The organism is Burkholderia sp. B10 (assembly GCF_004368385.1).
Classification (GTDB): domain Bacteria; phylum Pseudomonadota; class Gammaproteobacteria; order Burkholderiales; family Burkholderiaceae; genus Burkholderia; species Burkholderia vietnamiensis.
On the sequence record NZ_PQMX01000186.1, the window covers coordinates 1 to 448 of the forward strand.

A 448-nucleotide genomic window follows, 5' to 3' on the forward strand; every position below is an offset into this window, starting at 1 on the left:
GTCCTCGTCCCAGCCGAGTTGCCAGAGATGGTTCAAGGCCAGGAGCGTCGTGGCGGCGTCGGAGCTGCCGCCGCCGATGCCGCCCCCCATGGGCAAGCGCTTGTCCAGCCAGATGTCGACGCCTTGCGGGCTGCCGGAGGCTTCCTGCAGCCCGCGCGCGGCGCGCACGATCAGGTTGCTGTCGTGCGGCACCCCGGCGATTTCCGTGTGCAGGCGTACCTGGCCGTCCTGGCGGGCTTCGAAATGCAGCTCGTCGCCGTGGTCGAGGAATTGGAACAGGGTCTGCAACTCGTGATAGCCATCGTCGCGGCGGCCGAGGATATGCAGGAACAGATTGAGCTTGGCCGGGGCTGGCAGGCTGAGGCGCACGCTCATGTCAGCGGCCGAGCTGGCGCGGCTGCCAGTCCTTGATCACCAGGGTGACGTCGAGGTCCTGGCCGTGCAGCTT

General features: G+C 67.9%; 1 protein-coding gene. It reads right to left on the bottom strand.

All coding sequences use genetic code 11. The features are described from left to right. A partial coding sequence (gene ispE / locus C3Y15_RS31545) for a 4-(cytidine 5'-diphospho)-2-C-methyl-D-erythritol kinase (RefSeq protein WP_124260322.1) occupies positions 1 to 375 on the bottom strand: 375 nt, incomplete at its 3' end. Positions 376 to 448 lie beyond the last annotated feature (73 nt).